At 49.3% G+C, this 21,974-nt stretch carries 13 protein-coding genes; 5 read left to right on the forward strand and 8 right to left on the reverse strand.

Annotation, left to right across the window (positions count from 1 at the left end; translation table 11 throughout):
• Positions 1 to 15: 15 nt before the first annotated feature.
• Positions 16 to 9,870, reverse strand: coding sequence for a T9SS type B sorting domain-containing protein (locus AC5FX6_RS13545; protein WP_493597593.1), 9,855 nt, complete (start codon positions 9,868 to 9,870; stop codon positions 16 to 18).
• Between the two features lie 1,033 nt (positions 9,871 to 10,903).
• Here AC5FX6_RS13545 and AC5FX6_RS13550 point away from each other — a divergent pair.
• From AC5FX6_RS13550 to AC5FX6_RS13560, 3 genes are all read left to right on the forward strand, one after another.
• Positions 10,904 to 11,443, forward strand: coding sequence for a hypothetical protein (locus tag AC5FX6_RS13550; RefSeq protein ID WP_493597594.1), 540 nt, complete (start codon positions 10,904 to 10,906; stop codon positions 11,441 to 11,443).
• A 21-nt stretch (positions 11,444 to 11,464) separates the two neighbouring features.
• Positions 11,465 to 11,857, forward strand: a complete 393-nt coding sequence (locus AC5FX6_RS13555) for a DUF2721 domain-containing protein (protein ID WP_493597595.1) — start codon at positions 11,465 to 11,467, stop codon at positions 11,855 to 11,857.
• Between the two features lie 235 nt (positions 11,858 to 12,092).
• Positions 12,093 to 13,307 carry an S-adenosylmethionine:tRNA ribosyltransferase-isomerase gene (locus AC5FX6_RS13560; RefSeq protein WP_493597596.1) on the forward strand — a complete coding sequence of 405 codons (1,215 nt, stop codon included), beginning with the start codon at positions 12,093 to 12,095 and terminating at the stop codon, positions 13,305 to 13,307.
• A 221-nt stretch (positions 13,308 to 13,528) separates the two neighbouring features.
• Here AC5FX6_RS13560 and AC5FX6_RS13565 read toward each other — a convergent pair whose 3' ends face one another.
• The 4 genes from AC5FX6_RS13565 to AC5FX6_RS13580 all read right to left on the reverse strand — a co-directional run bounded on the left by AC5FX6_RS13565 (position 13,529) and on the right by AC5FX6_RS13580 (position 17,668).
• Positions 13,529 to 14,956: a M20/M25/M40 family metallo-hydrolase gene (locus AC5FX6_RS13565; RefSeq protein WP_493598328.1), complete on the reverse strand. Its 1,428-nt coding sequence runs from the start codon at positions 14,954 to 14,956 to the stop codon at positions 13,529 to 13,531.
• Positions 14,957 to 15,061: 105 nt separating this feature from the next.
• Positions 15,062 to 16,057: a DUF1028 domain-containing protein gene (locus AC5FX6_RS13570; RefSeq protein ID WP_493597597.1), complete on the reverse strand. Its 996-nt coding sequence runs from the start codon at positions 16,055 to 16,057 to the stop codon at positions 15,062 to 15,064.
• A 46-nt stretch (positions 16,058 to 16,103) separates the two neighbouring features.
• Complete coding sequence (locus AC5FX6_RS13575; protein WP_493597598.1) at positions 16,104 to 17,051, reverse strand: hypothetical protein; 948 nt, start codon at positions 17,049 to 17,051, stop codon at positions 16,104 to 16,106.
• Between the two features lie 95 nt (positions 17,052 to 17,146).
• Positions 17,147 to 17,668 carry a GNAT family N-acetyltransferase gene (locus AC5FX6_RS13580; protein WP_493597599.1) on the reverse strand — a complete coding sequence of 174 codons (522 nt, stop codon included), beginning with the start codon at positions 17,666 to 17,668 and terminating at the stop codon, positions 17,147 to 17,149.
• Positions 17,669 to 17,922: 254 nt separating this feature from the next.
• Here AC5FX6_RS13580 and AC5FX6_RS13585 point away from each other — a divergent pair, with 254 nt between their 5' ends.
• Positions 17,923 to 18,747: an NYN domain-containing protein gene (locus tag AC5FX6_RS13585; RefSeq protein ID WP_493597600.1), complete on the forward strand. Its 825-nt coding sequence runs from the start codon at positions 17,923 to 17,925 to the stop codon at positions 18,745 to 18,747.
• A 137-nt stretch (positions 18,748 to 18,884) separates the two neighbouring features.
• Here AC5FX6_RS13585 and AC5FX6_RS13590 read toward each other — a convergent pair whose 3' ends face one another.
• On the reverse strand, positions 18,885 to 19,322 hold the full coding sequence (locus tag AC5FX6_RS13590; protein WP_493597601.1) for a DUF3997 domain-containing protein: 438 nt from the start codon (positions 19,320 to 19,322) through the stop codon (positions 18,885 to 18,887).
• A 157-nt stretch (positions 19,323 to 19,479) separates the two neighbouring features.
• Complete coding sequence (locus tag AC5FX6_RS13595; RefSeq protein WP_493597602.1) at positions 19,480 to 20,082, reverse strand: porin family protein; 603 nt, start codon at positions 20,080 to 20,082, stop codon at positions 19,480 to 19,482.
• Between the two features lie 133 nt (positions 20,083 to 20,215).
• Here AC5FX6_RS13595 and AC5FX6_RS13600 point away from each other — a divergent pair, with 133 nt between their 5' ends.
• Positions 20,216 to 20,812 (forward strand): GNAT family N-acetyltransferase, encoded by a 597-nt coding sequence (locus tag AC5FX6_RS13600; protein ID WP_493597603.1) that lies wholly within the window; start codon positions 20,216 to 20,218, stop codon positions 20,810 to 20,812.
• On the opposite strand, the gene AC5FX6_RS13605 is transcribed toward AC5FX6_RS13600, so the two are convergent.
• On the reverse strand, positions 20,778 to 21,881 hold the full coding sequence (locus tag AC5FX6_RS13605; protein ID WP_493597604.1) for an AI-2E family transporter: 1,104 nt from the start codon (positions 21,879 to 21,881) through the stop codon (positions 20,778 to 20,780). The two genes, AC5FX6_RS13600 and AC5FX6_RS13605, sit on opposite strands and share 35 nt — an antisense overlap.
• Positions 21,882 to 21,974: the final 93 nt, after the last annotated feature.

Consider the following 21,974-nt stretch of genomic DNA (forward strand, 5'->3'; position numbering starts at 1 on the left):
CTAAAATGGCGAAACTTAACGCATGATGGTCACTGATGTCTTAACTGCCGGCGTATCGTCACCGAACTCGATGATGGCGTAGTAAGTACCGTCAGGCAGTCGTTTGCCGTTGTGCGTACCATCCCACTCTTTGCCGTATCCTTTCGATTCAAATACCGGGCTACCCCAACGGTTGTAAACTGTTACTCTGCAGTTAGGGAAAGTCTCCGGCAGGTTACGAATCACCCAAGTGTCGTTGATGCCGTCACCGTTAGGTGTGAAACCATTCGGGATATCAAGTTCACCAAGGATTGTCACGTCAAACTCAACCTCTGTGATACAGCCGTTGGCATCGCGTACTTTCAGGAAGTGCTTACCACCGCGCAGGTTCTGGAACTCTGACTCGTTTACAAACACATCACCGTTGAGCGAGTAAACATAGGGTGCCGTGCCTCCGCTTACCACACTTACTTTGGCACTGCCTGAGTTAGGCTTACCTGGCATACCATCCGTCACGGCCATCTCTACTTGCAGGGCGGCTGGCTCCTTGATCTCTACTGCACCCAATGTGATGGTACATGTCGAAGAGAAGCGGGTGATCACCTGGTAAGTACCCTTCGCCAATCCTGTAAACTCTGGAGTTTTCTGGAAGGTCTTGCCATTGTCGATACTGTACTCGGTGTTAGCATCGCCCCCAGTGGCCTCGATCAGGATGGTGCCGTTCTTGTCGCCGTAGCAGCTGATGTGACTCACATTCGCCACCTTACTGGATAGCCCAGCCACTGTTACCGGAACAGAGAAGGTACAGCCTCTGGCATCTTTAACGATCAGAGTATAGCTACCCGCCGCTATGTTCGCCAGGGTAGTTGAAGCAGAGAAGTTGGTACCGTCGAGTGAGTAGGTATAAGGCGCTGTGCCGCCTACCACTTCCGTTATTTTCACTTCGCCGGCGGCATTGCCACATGCAGCAGCCGATACGCTGAACTTCACATCTTTCAGTACGGGGCTGTTCTGCAAGGTCACGGTTTGTACTTGTGTACAGCCGCTGGCATCCTTCACCGTTACTTGGTACTCACCTTCAGCTAAGCCGGTAAAGTTAGGCTCTGCCGCAAAGTTGGTTCCATCGATGCTGTAGGTATAAGGAGCCGAGCCGCCTACGATCTCGCTGATCGTGATGCGACCGTTGCGCTGACCGCAGCTGGCATTGGTGCCTGTTGCCGTGAAGCTTTCCACTCCACCGCTTGACGTTACTGCCTGCTCTGCTGTGATCGCACAGCCTTCTGCGTCTTTGATCGTGATGGTATAAGCACCAGCCGTCAGATTGCTGAATGTAGCCGAAGCCTGGAATGCACCACCGTTCAGGCTGTAGGTATAAGGGGCCGTGCCACCGTCTACTGCCGTTACTGTGATAGAGCCATTGGTCTCACCGCAAGAAGCTTTGCCTGCTGTAAGTGTCGCTACTTTCGGACCTTTCTCAGTAACTGTCACAGTCGTAACTGCGCTACAGCCGTTAGCATCTCTCACCGTCACTTCGTACTCACCCGGAGCCAGTGCTGCGAAGGCAGTAGCGGCCTGGAAAGTTGTGCCGTTGATGGAGTAGGTATAAGGAGCTACACCGCCTGTAACTTGGCTTACTGTGATAGCACCATCGTTCGCACCACAAGAGGCAGCCGTTGCGGTTGCGGTCAGAGCCGAAGGACCAGCTACGTTGACAACTTCTACCTTCTTCTCAATTGTACAGCCATTGGCATCGCGCACCGTGATGGTGTGCTCACCGGCCGCTACCTCCGCAAAAGCTGATTCGCTCTGGAAGGCACCACCATTCAGGCTGTAGGTATAAGGTGCTTTGCCACCTGCTACACCACTTGCTGTGATGCTGCCATTGGCTTCGCCGCAGGTGGCTGTTGTAGAGGCAAGCTCAAAGCCAGTCGGACCGGCAATGTTCTCGATCACTACCGCTTTGCTGAAGGTACAGCCGTTGGCGTCTTTGATGTACACCGTGTGGTTGCCTGCTGCCATACCTGTCAGTTCAGCTGAAGTCTGGAAGTTAGAACCGTCCTTGCTATAGGTATAAGGAGAGCGTCCTCCCGTTACTGCACCAATCGTTACGCTGCCATTGCTGGCACCGCAAGTAGAGGCTTTGGTTGTGGTGGCAAAACCTTCTGGTCCGTCGGTGTTGGTTACTGTCGCGGCTTTTGCGAAGGTACAGCCATTGGCATCCTTCACCGTCACCAGATACTCGCCAGCAGCCAAACCTGTGAAGCTTGAGGAAGTCTGGAAGTTTGTGCCGTTGATGCTATAAGTATAAGGAGATGTGCCACCTGTTATGGTACCGATATTGATCTGTCCGTTGCTGTTGCCGCAGGTTGTGTTCTGGGCTGAAGCAGTAAGGTCAGATGGGCCGGCTACATTATTGATGGTGATAATCTCAGTGTGCGTGCAGTCGTTGGCGTCTTTTACAGTAATGGTATGAACTCCTGCCACAAGTCCCGAGAAGCTGGCTGCGCTTTGGAAAGCACCGCCGTTCAGGCTGTAGGTATAAGGCGCCACACCACCGTCCACGGAAGTGATTCGGATGCTGCCGTTATCGTTGCCGCAAGTTGAGTTGCTGGTAGTTGCAACAAAGCTGCTCGGACCATCTTTCTCAACTTTCACTGTAGTAGTCGTTTCGCAACCGTTGGCGTCTCTCACTGTCAGGGTATACTCTCCGGAAGCCAATGCTGTGAAAGCTGTTCCGGACTGGAATGCACCACCGTTCAGGCTGTACTGGTATGGAGCCGTGCCACCTGTTACCGTGCCAGCCGTAATACGGCCGTCGTTGTCGGCGCAGGTTGCAGCCTGAGAACTCGTTGCTACCGCAGAAGGACCAGCGATATCAGTTACCGTGAAGGCTTTTTCAACTATACAACCGTTGGCGTCTTTTACTATGATGGTATGGCTTCCGGCAAGCAGTCCGGTGAAGGTCGCCGCGGCCTGGAAGTTCGTACCGTCAATGGAGTAAGAGTAAGGAGCTGTTCCACCTGAAACAGTCGCGATTGTCAGCTCACCATTCGCTGCGCCGCAAGTAGACGCTTGAGCAGAAGCTGTCAGGTCAGATGGACCGGCAATGTTAGCTACTACAATCTGCTTGCTGAAAGTACAACCATTGGCGTCTTTCACAATCACGGTATAAGTACCTGCCGGCACAGCCCCGAAAGTAGTGCCTTGCTGGAAATTATTGCCATCGATGGAGTAGGTATAGCCCCCTGCCACGCCGGTTACGCCTGTCACGTTGATCGTGCCGTTCGCGCTGCCGCAGGTAGAGGAAGTGCTGGCCAGGATCATATCACTTGGACCGGCCATATCTTCTATTGTCACTACTTTCGAAATTACACAGCCATTCGCGTCTTTTACCGTGATAGTATGCTCACCAGCCAACAGACCCGTCAGGGTAGCTGAAGTCTGGAAGTTAGTGCCGTCTTTGCTGTAGGTATAAGGCGCTGTGCCCATTTCCACTGAAGTCACGGTAATAGAACCGTTCGCACGACCGCAGCTTGAAGACTGGGCCGAAGCTACAAAGTCAGACGGGCCAGGGATGTTCTCAACAACTACCGTTACAAAGAAATAACACCCATTGGCATCTCTCACGGAAACGGTATACTCACCCGCCGCTACAGAAGTAAATGTATTGGACTCCTGGTAAGCTGTGCCGTCTATCTTATAGGTATAAGGAAGAGTGCCACCTGTTACTGCGCTGACTGTAATCTCACCATTCGGGCTACCGCAGGTAGAGGCTTTCACTACAGCAGTCATGTCAGATGGACCGGGTACATTGTTCAGTGTTATAGTTCTTGCCACTGTACATCCTTTCGCATCCTTTACTGTTATGGTATGGTTGCCTGGCAGCATAGTGATAAAGGTTGCTGAGGCCTGGAAGTTAACACCATCTTTGCTGTAGGTATAAGGAGCTGTACCACCTTCTACTGCACCCACTGTGATCGTACCATTAGCATTCCCACAGGTAGCTGCGATAGTGGTGCTAGCAAAATTGGTTGGGATGTTAGTGTTCACTCGCACGGCTCTGGTTACGGTACAGCCGTTGGCGTCACGCACCGTCAAGTTATAACTTCCGGAGGCGAGGCCTGAGAAAGTAGTGCCTGTCTGGAAAGTTGTGCCGTTGATGCTGTACTGGTAAGGGGCTGTTCCGCCTGTTACCGCACCTGCTGTGATCGAGCCGTCGTTGTCGGCGCAGCTTGCCGCACCTGACGTAGCCGCTACAGCGGTTGGACCAGCAATATCAGTTACCGTGAACGCCTTTTCGAAGGTACAGCCGTTGGCATCGCGAACTGTGATGGTGTGCGTGCCAGCCGTAAAACCAATGAGCGTTGTCTCGGACTGGAAGTTCACACCATCCTTGCTGTATTGATAAGGAGCTGTTCCACCAGTTGTACCTGTAATGGTCAGTTCGCCGTTGCTCGCGCCGCAAGTAGAGGCCTTGGCAGTGGCAGCCAAATCAGATGGACCGGCGATATCTGTCACCGTAATCTCTCTGCTCAAAGTACAGCCATTGGCGTCCTTCACGGTCACAGTATATCTACCAGCCAGCACGGACTCGAAGCGAGTCCCCGCCTGGAAGTTTGTACCGTTTATCGCGTAGGTATAAGGAGCTGTTCCGCCTGTCACGCCATTCACAATTACCACACCGTTGGCGCTGCCGCAGGTAGAGGCTGTGCTAGCCAGTGTGAGTTCGCTTGGTCCCGGGATGTCTGTTATGTCAATCGTCTTAGCGATCAGGCAACCGTTGGCGTCTTTTACTGTGATCGTATACTCCCCTGCGGCCAGCGAACCGAAGTTGGCTGAAGTCTGGAAGTTAGATCCGTCCTTGCTGTAGGTATAAGGGGCTGTGCCACCCACCACATCGCTGATGCTGATAGTCGCATTGCTGTTTCCGCAAGTGGAAGAAGCACCAGCTAGCGTGAAGTCAGACGGTCCGGCGATGTCTTGCACTTCTACCGTTACCGTACCGATACAACCATTGGCGTCCTTCACTGAAACCGCGTACTCTCCGGCCAGCACATTCGCGAATTGGGTAGTGGTCTGGTAGTTAGTGCCGTCGATGCTGTAGGTATATGGAGCTATGCCTCCGGTTACTGTTCCTACCGTGATGCTACCATTGTTAGCGCCGCAGGTAGTGGCTGTTGTCGAGGCGCTGAACTGAGGACCTTCCACATTCTCCAGCGTTACCGACTTGGTGAACTCACAGCCTTTTGCGTCGCGTACCGTGATGCGGTGCGATCCGGCTGCCAAGCCGGTGAAGGTAGTGCCTGACTGGAAGCTTCCATTGTTGACGCTATAGGTATAGGTTCCTGTGCCGCCTGTAACCGTGCCTACTGTAATGCTACCGTCGCTGCGACCGCAGGTAGATGGCACTGTGGTGTGGGCAAAGTTGGTAGGCACGTTGGTACCGACATTCACCGTTCTTGTTACAGTACAGCCACTGGCATCCTTTGCCGTCAGGGTATAGGTACCTGCCGCAAGACCTGTAAAGCTGGTACCAGACTGGAAAGTAGTACCGTCGATGCTGTAGGTATAAGGAGCTGTGCCACCTGTTACTGCACCGGCTGTGATCGTACCGTCGTTGTCGTTACAGCTTGCTGGTGTAGCCGAACCTGCTACTGCCGTAGGGCCTCCGATGTTGGTCACCGTAACTGACTTCGCAAAAGTACAGCCGTTGGCGTCTTTTACCGTGATGGTGTGCGTACCCGCCGCAAAGCCTGTCAGAGTCACTTCCGTCTGGAAGTTCACCCCGTCTTTGCTGTAGGTATAGCCTGATTCGCCGCCCGTAATGTTTGTCACGGTAATGGTTCCGTTGCTTGAACCGCAGGTAGCTGCTTCCACAGTGGCTGTCAGATTAGATGGTCCGGCAATATCTGTGACTACAATCTCCTTGGTAAACGTACAGTTGTTAGCGTCGCGTACGGTAATGCGGTGCGTACCTGCCAGCACATTGCTGAAAGTAACGCCTCTTTGGAAGGCGCCGCCGTTGAGGCTGTACTGAAAAGAAGCTGTACCGCCTGCCACATTGTTAACTGTAATGGTGCCATTGGCGCTACCGCAGGTAGAGGCTTTTGAGGCAAGCGTGAGGTCAGATGGTCCGGCGATATCCGTTACTTCGATCTCCTGGGTAGCTGTACAGCCGTTGTCGTCTTTCACCGCAATGGTGTAAGTGCCCGCTGCCAGTCCTGTAAAGCTGGTACCACTCTGGAAAGCGCCACCGTTTATGCTGTAGGAGAACGGAGCAGTTCCTCCGCTCACATCACTCACTGCTATGCTACCGTTGCTGGCGCCGCACTTAGATGACTGCGCAACTGCTGTGAATTCTGGCCCAGCCACATCCGTTACCGTAAATGAACTGGCAAAGGTACAGCCGTAGGCGTCTTTCACCGTGATGGTATGCGAACCTGCCATCAGTCCGGTGAAGGTAGCTTCGCTCTGGAAGTTTGTGCCGTCTATACTATAGGTATAGTCTTCTGTTCCGCCGGTCACACCGGTAACAGTGAGCATACCATTCGGATTACCGCAGCTTGATGAAGTAGCCGTAGCCGCTATGTCAGATGGCCCGGCTACATTGCTAACCGAAATCTGGCGCGACACTACACAGCCTTTGTTGTCACGTACCCAAACGGTATGCGTAGTTGCAGAGAAACCAGTCAGTGTAGCGTTGGTGCTGAAGTTCTGACCGTCTTTGCTGTACTGGTATGGGCCTGTGCCACCGGTCACCGCACCCACTGTGATCGTACCGTTGCTATTGCCGCAGGTAGATGGATTGGTTGTAAAGGCGAAAGTGGTTGGAACGTTGGTGCCTACCGTTACCGATCTGGTGATGGTACAGCCATTGGCATCTTTCGCTGTTACGGTATATGGACCTGCTGCAAGTCCTGTAAATACTTTTCCAGCCTGAAACGTAGTGCCGTTGATGGAGTAAGACATGGTGCCTGTACCACCTGTTACGGTTCCTACTGTAATAGTACCGTCGTTGTTCTGGCAACTGGCCGCTTGCGCTGTGGCTGTAACTGCCGTCGGGCCGGCTACATTCGTCAGCGTGAAAGTTCTGGAGAATCTACAGTCATTTTCATCTTTCACGGTGATGGTGTGGTTGCCCACTGCCAGGTTAGAGAAAACTGCTGAAGCCTGGAAGTTCACACCGTCGCGGCTGTAGGAATAAGTACCTGTACCGCCCGTCACACCGGTTACTGTGATCTGGCCATTTGTGGCACCGCAGGTAGTATTGTCTACAGTTGCAGCAAAATTGCTCGGACCAGCCACATCGCCCACTGTTACTTCTTTTGCGAACGTACAGCCGTTGGTGTCTTTTACCGATATGGTATATCTACCTGCCAACAGACCTGTGAAAACATTGGAGCCCTGGAAGCTACCGCCATTGATGGCATAGGTCATCGTACCAGTGCCGCCCGTTATCGTTCCAACAGTAATGCTGCCATTTCTGCCGCCGCAAGTGGAAGATGAGGTTGTGAATGCGAAATCAGATGGACCAGGCACATTGCTGATGCTCACTGATTTTGAGAAAGTACAACCACGGGCATCCTGCACAGTAATGGTGTAAGTCCCTTCCGCAAAACCGGTCAGTGTTGACTCGTCCTGGAAAGTGGTGCCGTTTCTGCTATACTTATATGGAGCCACGCCGCCTACAATGTTGCTCACTACGACAGTACCGTTCGGATTGCCACAGGTTGCTGCAGTTGGCGTTACAGTGAAGTCAGTAGGCATTACCTGCTCTACTCTCACAGAGGTAGTCACGGTACAGCCATTGGCATCTTTTGCTGTCAGGGTATAGTCACCGGAGGCCAGACCAGTAAAGGTAGTGCCCTCCTGGAAAGTGGTGCCGTTGATAGAGTACGTTTTAGTGCCTGTGCCACCTGTTACAGTTCCGGCCGTAATGGAGCCGTCGTTATTGCGGCAGCTCGCTGGTTGCGCAGTGGCTACTACAGCTGTAGGACCAGCTTCATTTGTAACCGTCACAGACTTAGAGAAGGTACAGCCATTGCCATCCCGCACTGCAATGGTATAACTGCCGGCAGCCAGGCCAGTAAAGGTAGCTGATGGCTGGTAAGCACCTCCATTGATGGAGTAGTTGAAGGTTCTGTTTCCGCTGGATACAACATTGCTCACCACGATCTGTCCGTTGCTGTTACCGCAGGTAGAAGAAGTTGGCGTAGCCGTGAAGTTGGTTGGTCCAGGTATGTTCTGTACCGTTACTGACTTACTGAATACACAGCCTTTCGAATCTTGTACCCAAACGGTATGTGTGCCGGCAGCTATGCCGGTCAGCGTAGCATCAGTCTGGTAGTTCTGGCCATCCTTGCTATAAGTTAGCGTTCCTACACCTCCTGCCACACCGGAAATCGTAACAGATCCGTTCGGGTTGCCGCAGGTAGATGAAGCCGGTGTCGCCGTAAAGTTGGTGATGGAAGCCTGCGCCACTGTCACCGAAGTTGTTATGATACAGCCATTGGCATCCTTCGCTGTCAACGTATAGTCGCCAGAGGCGAGCCCCGTGAAGGTAGTGCCTTCCTGGAAGTTTGTGCCGTTGATGGAGTAAGTTTTAGTACCTGTGCCGCCAGTCACCTCACCTGCTGTGATAGAGCCGTCGTTATTAAGGCAGCTGGCAGGAGTTGAAGAGGCTGTTACAGCTGTTGGCCCAGGCACATCAACAAGTGTAAAGGATCTAGCAACCGTACAGCCATTCGAATCTTTTACGGTAATGGTATGGGCACCCGGGGCAAGTCCGCTGAAAGTATTTGAAGGCTGGAAGTTTGTGCCGTCTTTGCTGTAAGTATACGTACCTGAACCTTCGGTTACCCCCGTTACGATGATGCTGCCATTGTTCGCACCACAAGTTGGGTTTGCAGGCGTTGCCGCAAAATCAGATGGACCGGTTACCTCGGTAATCGTGAGCGACTGTGAAACGGCGCAGCCTTTTTCATCAGTGACAGTAACTGTGTAGTTGCCGGCTGACAAGCCGTTGATCGAAGCAGTGGTAGCTCCGTTGCTCCACAGGTAGCGCATCGCACCTTGAGCGCCTGTTACATTAGCTGTTATGGTTCCCAGTGTGCCGTTACATATCACAGGTGTACCATCGAGGACCACTGCCATATTATAAAAAGTGATCAGCACCTCATCGCTTACCGGCGAACAGTTACCGTTGCCAGTTGAGGTAAGCGTGAGTCGAACAGAACCTCCGCGAATATCATCTGTTGAAGGAGTATAAACCGCGTTAAGGTTTGTGGGACTAGAGAAAGTACCTGATCCGCTTGTAGTCCAAGTACCACCTGATGCTGCAGTTATTGCACCTGACAACTGCACGGTACCGGATGCACAGGCCAGTTGATCTTCACCGGCATTGGCTGTCAGGTTTGTTACGACATTTACACTAGCTGAAAACTCTTTACAGTTAAATGACTTTTTCGGTACTGCCGCAAACTTATACGTGCCAACCGAAGTGGCTGTGTAAGATATGTCATTCCCAACTACGCTTCCACTTGGACCATACCAGAAGTAGTCGAAACCGGTAGCCTGGTCGCCACCGGTTACAGTTCCGGTAAGTTGCACACCGCTCCCACCAGGACAAATAATAGCTGGATCAGGACCGATAGAGACAACCGGCTCAGGGTGAAAGAATACCCTAACTTCATCAAAATAAGGAATATTAGTACACTCTGAAGCATTTGAATTACCGCTTATAATGTAATCCACATAAGCCGGGGCTGTTGCATCAGGCGTAACAGTTGGATTGTTAGCCGTACGGTCACTTAAAAATTTTTCATACCCTTGCCCGGATTTATCTCTCCAAGTAACGGTACCTGGTAGAAAAGAAGCTGGGGCGTTAAGCACGGCAGAGCAGCCTAAAGTTACTGAAGCATCATCTATGGGGATAAATGCGGCTGTCGATATCAACTTATACTGATGTCCCGCCTGACCCGGCATACATAGTGTAATGATATGTGGCCCGACTCCTTCAGCACATATAGGCTGTCCGATGGTAGCTGTACGCCCATTACAAGCATCACTCCCATTATTCAAGCGATACGTCATAGAACCGTCAGGTCTTGGCCCCTCTACAACAGCAAGTGCTAAGCCGCCTGAGTTAGGGTGCAACTTAACCCGAAACTGGATACAATTCTCCTGTTGTCTCGCTCCGCACAGCTGCCCAAACCTATCTACATTTTGTGTATCTTCTCTAGAATCCCAAGTGGCATTCGGATCCCCTGATAAGTCTACATCAATAATAGGAGTAGTTCTTTGCGCAAACACATCAGGGGATGTTACTAGCTGTAACATCCCTAAAAGTAAAATCGCAAGAAAATGGGTGATTTTTCGAGTAGAGTTTATTTCCATATAAGCGGGTTTAGATTCTCAATTGATACCAGGGGTTTTAATATTTTTAAAAAGGCAAACACTATAAAGTAACACATTGCTACAGACCAAATATCAAGCAATGAATATAACTTTACCATTATTGAATTTTACAAGAATGAAATTAATTAAAAACACAAAGTGACTAAGTCAAATATGGCGACAAAAAATAGCACAATGAGTTAATTTGTTTATTTTGGCTATAGTGTGCTCAATTTCACCTGATTTGATTAACTATGATCTATCTGCACCTGAGCCGGATTAAACTATAGATTAATATTAACTCAAAACTATGCAAATTTTAATTAACAGAAAGGAATAAACAAACAAAAGGTAACTTTACTTTATCGAAGTTTCTGCTGAAATATATGGCTATAGAGATACATGCATGAATTCTTTATATTTTCACAGTTCATGAATTGTTATAGATCAGTTCAAACAACTTAGTTTTTAGCAAAACCTATCACAAACCATTACCTTTGCACATCTCTCACCTAAGATAGATTACACTATGAGCGCCAAGAGCTTTGAGCTATTACTCGAAACCGCCTATGCCCCCGAAACTCCCCAAGTGTTTGAGGGGTCGGCTTCTGCCGTATACCAGCAGTTGGAGCAGGCGCTCAGGAACTCGCGTCTGAAAGGTGGTAATGCGACAGATGAAGTAGGCTTTCGGTTTGAGCGATTGCGACTCGGGGTGGCTATAGCCCTGATCAAGGCGTATGCCCGCATGGCCGACAACGAAGGAGCCAAAGAAGTACTTCAGCTTTTGCTTGAAGCCGTTAAGGCTAAAAGTACCCGCGAGATCGACAAGACTATACAGAAGAAGATCGGCCTGTTTGACAACCTGTATCACGAGATTTTTGTGAACGAGCAGCGGGAGCACTTACTTGCCTTGTTTGAGCAGACACTGGATGCTACTTCAAAAGAGGAAATCGATGATCTGATTATTGAAGGCCTGGAGGCATTGCAGGAAATTGATTTCGACAACATCAAACATGATGACGAGGATGAGGAGCCGCTCGACGACGATTTCCTGAAAAGCATCCAGTAACATTTTTGCTGCCCTGGGTCTATGGAGATCACCTTGACTACCCCTGCCCTGCTGTTTCCGGCCATTTCGCTTTTGTTGCTGGCATATACCAACCGTTTCATGGCGCTGGCCAACCTCATCCGGAGCCTAAAAAGCCGTTATGCTTCCACGCACAGCCACCTGGTATATGGACAAATTGAGAACCTGCGTATTCGTTTGGTACTCATCCGCAACATGCAGGCATTCGGTATCGCGAGTATGTTTGGCTGTATGTTCATTCTATTTGCAGGATATAGCACTGTAGGCAAGTATACTTTCGGCTTAAGCCTGCTGCTGCTCATGATCTCATTGGCACTGGCTCTTCGCGAAATTCAGATATCAGTAAAGGCACTGGAGCTAGAGCTGGATGATCTGGAGGAGAGCTCATCAAAGTAAGCCCTACCTGCTAAATTTTAGTTTCTAACAGCGGCTGATACATTTCAAAACCCGGATCTATACCTGCTGAACTACACTTACCTGAGCCATCCGGAAACTCCAAACGGACAAGCAGGTATAGTTTTACCCATCATTGCTTACCTTTGTGCTTATTTAGCTGACGTTTGTAGTTCAAAGTGAGGACAGTCCGCACAGTCAACTTGCAACGCATCACTATACACTCTTAATCATTCAAATGAACGCCAACCCGAAAAATCTGGCCATTAAGGATTTTGTGTACGAGCTGCCAGATGAACGCATCGCCAAGTTCCCACTGCCGGAGCGCGATCAATCCAAGCTCCTCTATTATAAGAACCATAGTATTGCTGACCATACGTTCACCGACCTGCCGTCGCTGTTGCCAACTGGCAGTTTGCTGGTGTTCAACAACACCAAGGTCGTGCAGGCCCGCTTGATCTTTCATAAGCCGACCGGCGGTGCGGTGGAGATATTTTGCCTGGAGCCGGTAAAACCACACCGCGAGGTACAGTTGGCCATGCAGCAAACCAGCAGTTGCACATGGAAATGCCTGGTCGGCAACAACAAGCGCTGGAAAGAAGGGCCGTTGCAGATCAGCTTTGAAGGAGGCGTAGTCACGGCCGAGCGCGAAGCACAACAGGAAGGCCACTTTTTGATACGTTTCACGTGGACACCGGCTGAATTGACTTTTGCGGAAGTACTTGAGCGTTGTGGCCGTTTGCCGCTCCCTCCCTACCTGAACCGCGAGCTCACACCTGAAGACCGCACCCGTTACCAAACCATCTATGCTCACCACGAAGGCGCTGTTGCTGCCCCCACTGCCGGTTTGCATTTCACAGATAAGGTGATGACGCAGCTACAGGCCAAAGGTATAGAGAGCACGTACCTGACGCTACATGTGGGCGCCGGCACTTTCAAACCTGTGAAGGCCGACACAATGGAAGCCCACGAAATGCATGCCGAGCAACTGATGGTGTCAAAGCAAGTGGTAGAGCAGTTACTGCACCATCTCGGACAGCCGCTTATACCTGTGGGTACCACTTCGATGCGGAGTCTGGAGAGTCTCTATTGGCTAGGCACTTTGCTAATGCAGCAACCGGCGCTTAAGCCAGAGGAACTGCACGTAACGCAATGGCTCCCTTACGAAACCAGCACACCTCCTGCCGCTTCTGATGCTATGCAGGCTCTGCTGGATTACATGGCTAGCCAGCAGACCGAGCACTTACATGCCACCACGCAGATCATCATCGCACCTGGCTATACCTTCCGGATCTGCAGCGGCTTGGTAACCAATTTCCACCAGCCTGAAAGCACACTCTTGCTGCTGGTAGCCGCCCTTATCGGCGAAGACTGGAAACAGGTATACCGCCATGCGCTGGACAATGATTACCGGTTTTTAAGCTACGGCGACAGCTCCTTGCTGCTGCCGTAATACCACCATGACCTCACAGCGTGCGCGGCACCTGTGAGTGTCTTGTCAGCTACGAAGCAAGGTATAGCTTTATTTACGACAGGTATAATACAGGTATAGAATTCAACAGGATATGCCGCTACTATCAGACCAGGTGTAGGCATTAATGGCGCCCCCGAGCTATATAAAAAAAGCCTGCCCCGATTAAATCGAGGCAGGCTTTTCAATTTCAAAGGGGCTACCTATTTGCCAGCTTTGGCAGTAGTTCCGGTCAAGCCGTGTTCTGAGATCAGGTATACAAGCGCTGCCATACCTGCCGCACCCAGCTGCATCTCGCGACGGTTCACGGTTTCGAAAGTATCGATGTGGGTATGGTGATAGTCAAAGTAGCGCTGTGAATCTGGACGAAGACCAATCAGTACCACATTATTCTGTCCTTTTAGAGGACCAATGTCAGCACCACCTCCGCCACGATTGAGTTCGTGCAGACCGTAAGGTGCCAGCAGTGGCTTCCAGGTCAAGATCTTGGCATATTGCTGGTCGTCGGCATCAAATCCAAAACCACGTGGGGTAAAACCACCTGAGTCAGACTCGAGGGCTGCTACGTGCTTCTCGCCTTTCGCTTTGGCCTCCTCGGCATACTTGCGACCGCCACGCAGCCCGTTCTCTTCGTTCATGAACATCACAGCACGGATCGTGCGCTTCGGGCGTATACCTTGCTCCTTGAACAGACGCAGCACCTCGATGGACTGTACACAGCCGGTGCCGTCATCATGAGCGCCTTCGCCTACATCCCAAGAATCCAGGTGACCGCCCACTACGATGATCTCGTCTGGCTTTTCAGAGCCTTTGATCTCCCCGATCACGTTGTAAGACAGTACATCCGGACGGGTTTCGCAGGTCATGCGCATGTAGAACTTCAGGTCAGCGTCGTTTTTCAGCATGGCGCTTAACTCATCAGCCCCTTTCGTGCTGATAGCAGCAGCCGGGATTTTCTCCACACCTTCTTCGTAACGCATGTTGCCGGTATGGGCCACCTCTTGGATATCATTAGTCATGGAGCGCACCAAAACGCCTACAGCACCAAGTTTCGCAGCTGTCACTGCACCGCCTCCACGTTGATCTACAGCACCGCCATAAGCGCTGCCTGTTTGTATGTGCTTGTTGTCGAATGGACGGTTAAAGAAAACGATCTTTCCTTTCACCTTTTTCTTGCCCAGTTTCTCGAGTTCTTCGAAGTTTTGAACTTCCACAACTTGTGCACTCAAGCCTTGTGTGCCGGTGCCTACTGAGCTACCCAGCGCCAGAATGTTCACTTCCTGACTGCCATTTCTGCCACTCAGGATTCGGCCTATTTCTTTGTCGCCACGCACCCAATAAGGCACCATTACTTCCTGCAGGTATACGCGGTCAAGCCCCATCTTCTCCATTACTTGCCGGCTCCACTCCACGGCAGCGGCAGCTTGAGGTGATCCGCTCAGACGGGCACCAATGTTTTTAGTGAGGTAGCGCAGGTTCTCGTAGCTCTCGTAGCTGGTGAGGGCGTCGTCATAGAACTTGCGGATCGTAGTAGAGTCGGCCTTGTAGGTGTTTTGCTGCGCCATGGTCGGCACGGTAGCCAGCATAGCAGCTCCAGCCACAAAAGCGCGTAATTTGTGTTTAAGTAACATCATCAGGTGAATAATGCGTGATAGGTTTGTTTAGATTAGTTTGCGGCTTTAATATAAGCAATCTATTTGAAGTATAGACAACAATCGCCGTATTTCCCGCTATACCTACTTCACCTGCAGCACCTTCTGCAGATTCTGCGGGCTCAGGGTAAGCAGTCCTACTTCAGGCAGTCGCTCAGTCAGTTCTTTCCAGTTTTTGTCTTTTTTGTATACCTCTTTCAGGAGTTTGGTTGCCCCGTTGATGTCACCGTTGTTGGCCAGTGTGATGGCATGCCAGTACTTCATTTCGAGGTTGTTCGGGAACATGGTTTCGGCTTTGCCATACTCTTCCATGGCCTTGTCCATCTGTCCTTTTTCCACTGCGAGGTCGCCGTTATTCATGTGTTCGTAGGCACGGTATACCTTGAGCAGTCGCTCGAGTTCGTCCAGCGGCTTCTCGTGATCATCCACGCGCAGGTCGATGGTTTTGTCGTCCCAGGGCTGACCTGTGGCTTCGCCTCGTACCACCACCAGCGCTGCTGACTGTTTGCCGCGTATATCGCCTCCTTCCCGCTCAGCTGCCTGCATGGCCAGCAGCACCCGCTCAGCCAAGGGCTTGCCAGCGCTCGTCTCAAAGGCTTTCGCCATGGCCGGCCATACCTTGTCGGTTAGCATCATGTTGGCCTGCACCGAGAAGTTCGTACCCACCGTGTGCCCTGCATAGCGAATGCACTGTTTGCCGGTATGTGTTGCCACACGGCCCTGCGCATCAAGGATGGATACCTGTCGCACTTCACGGCCTTCATCATCAGCCAGTAGAATATCCAGCGCTTCCTGCGGCGACTTACCTTCTTTCAATAGCTGTAATCCGCGCAAGCCAAACGACTTGTTCACAAAAGATTGGGTAGCTACCACGCCCACACCGGCTTCAACCCAAGGCACGGCGGTACCCACTGAAAACCAGTGGCTTTGCACACCGACGGCCATCTCGCCGGTTTTCGCGTCGCGGGCTACAATCGAATAGGTATGGGCTAGGGGTTCTTCACTTTTAAACACCTGCGCCTGTGCTGAAAAATGTGTCACGGCAAGAAGGAGGGTTAGTATGGAGAATAGTTTTTTCATGGTGAGTACTGGGGTTTAGTGGGTTGGGTTATAGTGAAGATCATCTTTAGATTGACCTAAGTTTATCTTCCAATGACAATTCAGTCTCTTTAAACAGTCTGTCTTTATACGCTACATTCAGTTTATCGAGAAGCCTGGTGATGTTGAAACCAGTCACGTAAAAATACACGCCAGACTTTGGAGTCAGGTATAGCCATTCATCTTTCGCTAATTTGTAATCTTTGAAAGCAATGTAAGCATGATAGGCCGTATCTGATTTTTGTAATTCAGCATCAGGGAGCTTTTGGGAAAATTGTTCGTAAAGCTTTTGTTCTACATACCTTGCCGTACCCTCCATCGTCTCGTATGTTTTCTCCGGAGCCCTCATATCGAGGTTAAGCTTCCGGTAAGTATCATCTCTACGCTGTTTTCTCACTTCAAAAAAGGTGGAAACCAGCTTTTTGATTTCTTCACGGTCATCGGTTTCCAAAGCCTGCAGCAAGAGCCTGTTTTCGCTGTCGACTTTTTCTTTGAACCAAGCATGTTCTTTGTATAGCTCCTTTAATTTACCTTTCTGAAATGTGGCAATGCTATCAGCAAAATATTGAAGATAGTCTTTGTGCTGGAATTGAAACCCATGGAAATACTCATGCACTACCATCGTAACCCAAGTTTCAGTGGAAGTTACATCCTGTACTACTTTGCCTGTCTCTTCCAAACTGCTGCAATGCATGAAGGGCGCATAATTGTCATACGCACTGGAATCACCAAATGTAAAGTTCACGGCCATGTGAAAGGGCGTACTGTCAAGTCGGGATACTGTTTTGTACACCTTGATATTGCTGTTCTGGAAAACCAGTGCTGGATTATGAATGTTTAAAAATCTGCTGGTGGGATTGGCTATGAAAGAGGAGGAGTCAGTATAGTAGATCAATGGAACATCATACTGCTTTTCATCAAAGCCCGGCCAGATAGCCTTTGCGATATCTGGTTTGAGACTATAGACATACGCCATCCTATCAAACACTAATTGCTCTGGGTTAGCTAATTTTTTGTTGCAGGAAAAAGCTGTTAAACACAGTAATAGTAGGGTTAGTCTGTACATTGTGTTTAGGGCTTTGAGATCTGGAACCAATAATGGGATGCACCATTCAAATCAAAAGTCTCAATTAGTTTAAGCCCTACCTTTTCCAAAACCTGTCTGGATGCGGTATTATCCACATCGCAGATTGCATATACTTGTTCCAGTTCCAGTTGTTCAAAGCCATACTTTAAGGAGGCATTGGCAGCTTCTGTCGCATACCCTTTACCCCAATATTTCCTAATCAACCTATAACCCAAATCATAAAAATCAATGTGCTTGTTGGTTGTTTCACGTACTAGTTTCAATCCTGCCCAGCCAACGAAACTGTTCGTCTCTTTTTCAATAACAGCCCACCGACCAATTCCATTCTCCAGGTATTGCCGTTTTATAAAATCAATCATATGCCTGGCTTCCTGAATGTTTCCAATAGGTTTGTTTCCTAGATATCGCTGCACTTCCGGATCAGAATCAAGTTCAAACATACCTTGCTCATCAGAAGGCAAAATCTCCCTTAATAGAAGCCGTTCTGTCTCTATAATAATGTGCATGTCATAAAATCTTATTTCTTTTATGCGTAATTACACGCTAACCCAGTAATTAATAATATAAGTTACCCCAACCTAAATTAAAAGCAGATCTATATGCTATCCTTTTGATTTTAAAATCCTTAAATTACATCACAATATACTCATTCTCTTCTTATATAGGGAATTCCCTACCTTCTAACAACCCATCTTCATTTCAGAAGTATAACATACCAAATTCAGCGCGATGGGCTATTATACCCGGCGCAAATCAATATATGAGCAAACCCTTCAACGAGAAAAAACAACAACGCATGGCCATGCTAATAGATGGCGACAATGCGCAACCGACCCTGATCGTCAAAATACTGGCCGAGGCCGGCAAATACGGGCAAACCACCATTCGCCGCATTTACGGTGACTGGACTACCCCGCAGATGAACGGGTGGAAAGAATGCCTGAACAACCACGCCATACAACCCATTCAACAGTTCCGCTATACCGTCGGCAAAAACGCAACAGACAGTGCCATGATTATCGATGCGATGGACCTGTTGCACAGCCATCTGGTAGATGGTTTCTGTATTGTATCCTCGGACAGCGACTATACCCGACTGGCGACCCGCATCCGGGAGGCTGGCATTTTTGTGATGGGTATTGGGCAACGTAAGACGCCGAAGCCTTTTGTGAACGCCTGTAACATCTTTATCTATACCGAGAACCTGACCGACGACATTGACGACAAACAAATCGCCGCGGCAGACAAGACTACGCCAAACGGGCAGGACAATCCGCGACCAAATCCAGTTCCGATGCTGAAAGAGGCCTTTACAATGGCTGTAGGAGAAGATGGCTGGGCACATTTGGGCGGTATAGGCACAAGCCTTCGTACCCTGGACCCTGCTTTTGACCCACGTACGTTTGGGTATAGCCAGCTGATTATGCTGATCAAAGCGCACAAAGATTTATTCACGATTCGCAAAGAAGATGACAAAGGCTCATCAGCGGTATACGTGAAGCGCCGAAGCGCTGCCAGAAGACGCAAACCAAGTAAAGAAAAAGAGACGGCATCCGTTAGGGAAGAGCGAAACGAGCGTAACTAAGCAATCAGCTTCACTTAAACATACAAAAGCCTGAAAGAACTAACATTTGCTCTTTCAGGCTTTTTTTGTTTTTGGAAACTTATACTTCTTGTTCATCTCTGTGCAATAGAGAATATGATACTGCAACGTTGAATACTTTACCTATCGGCTAGCACTTGCTTTAGCTCCAGGGTTATACCTAGTTCCCCCCTTTTTTGTAAATATTCTTGCTCTGTGAACGGGCCATACCTACTATCCTTGATTTTGTCAACTATCCAGAAATGTCGCAATGTGCTCTGCTTAAAAATTTTCTCCTCTTCAAGGTAGGTCAAATTAGAATTAAGGTATACATCTTTTAAAATGACATGTCTCGGTTTTTGCTCAACGATAATAAAAACTGAGTCAAAATTAAAGGCTGTCACATGCCCCTCAACGGTATAGATATTTTCATCTGGCCCAAAAATAGCATCATCGCCACTTATGACTGGATCATAGTCAAACCTATAACCATTACCCAAATCCACAGCACTACCTTGCGAACACGAATTTGTAACTATGATAATCAACAATAGGAAGCTGTATAAAAATATTTTCACAGGTATGGATCCAAATCAAATCTCACAAATTGATAGCACTCCAAGATAGTAAATGATTGTCCAAAATACCTCACAATAAATAATCCGCGTAAGAAACCAGCCTTCCCTATTGAGGTGCCGATCTCTCACGCGGATCAGGTATTATTTGAGTGTAATTTTAAATACTAAAGCCCACGGTCAGTGAAAAATTCCTGAATTTACCATCGGCGCTATTGTCGTTGAACACACTAGTAAGTCCGTGATTATACATCAGGTCCAATTCGACGAAGCGGAGCAGCTTGATACCCACACCACCGTGCAGTGCAAACTGGGCATTGCGCACATTGCGACGGCGCACATCCAGGTTATTATCGCTTACGCCGATGTTGTAAGCAAAAGAAGGACCGGCCATTACCCGGAAAGTGGTAGAGCCCCCTCTCCTGCGGTTGGTATAGGCGCTTTCCAGACCAACCAGTACCGGAGCACGGAAATAACGGAAGCGCACTTCATCCCGCTCGCCGGAGCGTGGCTGTATTGTACGCTGTATGGTCACTTTGTTATTCACAAAATCAACGCCCGGCTGCACGAAAAAGCGGTCTCCAATTCTAGCAAAGGCTCCAAACTCCGTACCTACTCCAGCTGATTCTTCTACTAAAGTAGGATCATTGCTAATATTGGATACATTAAAACCAAACTTGGCACCCAGATCTATTTTAGAGTCTTGTGCTGAGGCAGTAAAAAAGATGCTTAAAAAAAACAGAAGTAGTAGCTTATTTTTCATAGTCTTGTGTAGAATATATGCGTTCAATAAAGTGTGGCAGTGCCAAACCCTACCTATTTAACTGATTTTTTGGTCTGCATGTTTAGAATACTATTACTTTGAACCCTACACTAGCATTTCCCAGCTCTATACTATGAGATCTGCTTCCACATTACAAACATTGACTGTAGCGCCTGACTTAGAGCTACGTGAGGCCCAGGTAAGTGACGCTTCTGCCCTCTATCAGCTAATTGACAGCGGCCGGCTATACCTGCGCGAATGGCTGCCTTTCATTGACAACAGTTTCTCTGCTAGTGATACTACGCTTTTCCTTCAAACAGTCACCGCACCCGGCAATATGCAAGACCAGGTTTATGTCATCCGGTTCCAGGGGAAGGCGGCGGGCATTATCGGCTACAAGACTATCGACAGAGTGAACAGTAAACTGGAGATCGGTTATTGGCTGGGAGAAGAATTTCAAAAGAAGGGCATCATGTTCCGCAGTTGCGCTGCATTGGTTGCAAATGCTTTTGAGAAGATGCGCATGAACCGGATACAGATCAAAGTGGGTGTTGGCAATAACAAGAGCAATCGCATTCCGAAGCGGCTGGGTTTTAAGCTGGAAGGGATAGAGCGCGATGGCGAATGGCTGCGGGGACAGTTCATCGACCTGGAAGTATACAGCTTGCTCAAACGCGAATGGGAGGGAAACACTTCTAGTGCTGATCTCGCCGGAAACGGTCAATCTTGATTTTGGGCTTTGATGCAGATTTTGCAGGCCTTATACCTGTTCCGAGCAGGAGCGAAACCGGACGCAATTCTTCATGCTTATCGGCAATCAGTTTTAGGATAGCTACAAAAGGCACAAACAGAATCATACCGGAAGCTCCCCATAGTATACCGCCCGCCACAATGGCCAGTAAAGTAAACAACATATTCACCTGCAGCCTAAAACTCACGGCCAGCGGAAAAATCAGATTCGCCTCCAGATACTGCACCACTGAAAACACAATAATTACCCCAATCGGGTACCATACCGAGTCATACGTAATCCAAGCCACCGCCATGGGCAGGATCGCCCCGATCGTGATGCCCACATAAGGTATAAAGGTGAGAATAGAAGCCACAATACCAAAGAAAACGGCATGCGGTATACCTAGCAGCAGGAGCCCAACACTATTCAGCAGTCCAACCACGGCATAGACGATAATCATGCCTTTGATAAAGTTATAGTAGGTTGTGATGGTCTCGTGGAGGATACTGCGAATCTTGCTGTGCTCCGTCCTGGAAAACATTGCATAGAGAGCAGCGGCCAATTGCTCGCGGTTATACAGAATAAGCGCAGCATAAAGCGGGATCAACAGAAAAAGTACCACTGTGGTTACCGAAGCATAAAGCACCCCTTGCACCATATTCAACACGGTGGAGGTCGCATCTTTTACGAGCCCTTCCATCCAACTGCTTCGCTGCACATCATCTACACCCAGCTGATGCTCCAGGTATAGGCCAAATTGCTGCCATGCCTGCAACAGCTTTTCCTGCAGCACTGGCCACTCCTGCCCGAAACTGACCATCTGCCGCACCAATAGCCAACTCAATGCTCCTACGAGTAAGAGCATGGTCAGGAGACAAAGCAAAATCGCGCTCCAACGCTTCCAGCCACGGTTTTCAAGCCACCTCACGATTGGATATAGAATAAAGCTGATCAGGAGGGAGAAGCTAAGCGGAATGAAAAGCGTACGCCCAAAGTAAAGCAAGGCAGCTACCAGCAAGATGTATTGCAGCAACTTTAGCCAGTTAACTTTGGAGCTCTTTTCCATATTTCGCTATATTGGGTTGCTGTTTGTGCTGATGCACTTTAGGGCAACGATTACCTCGACAATATTTCCAATTTTACATCAAATTCCTAATCG

The sequence above is a fragment of the Pontibacter sp. LHS2 genome (assembly GCF_058932845.1).